At 34.7% G+C, this 331-nt stretch carries 1 protein-coding gene; it reads left to right on the forward strand.

What is annotated here, in order from left to right; all coding sequences use genetic code 11:
• Positions 1-303, forward strand: a 303-nt coding sequence (locus MMY95_RS15740) for a transposase (RefSeq protein WP_241277837.1), incomplete at its 5' end; no start/stop codon positions are given.
• Positions 304-331: the final 28 nt, after the last annotated feature.

Below are 331 nucleotides of genomic sequence, written 5' to 3' on the forward strand. Positions count from 1 at the left end.
GATTGTCTGGTTACTGATCAATATGCTGGCACTTTAAAGGCTATTAAACAAGTAATTAAAGATGGCTTATTGGTGAAAGCAAATCACCAATGTTCTAAATATCGTAATAATTTGATTGAACAAGATCATCGGTTAATTAAACACGTCTTAGTAAAATCAAGCGGTTTTCAATCACTACGAACTGCGCTAAAAACGCTAAGTGGGATTGAAGTCATGCATCAACTACATAAAGTAAGCCAAAGAGAACCAAGTCTCTTTGGTTTTTCGTCGTCACAATCACTAATCGAATTATTAGTACAATGATCCGTTCAACAATCGTCCCAATGTATTA

The sequence above is a fragment of the Lactiplantibacillus sp. ME-2 genome (assembly GCF_022549155.1).
Taxonomy (GTDB): Bacteria; Bacillota; Bacilli; order Lactobacillales; family Lactobacillaceae; genus Lactiplantibacillus; species Lactiplantibacillus plantarum.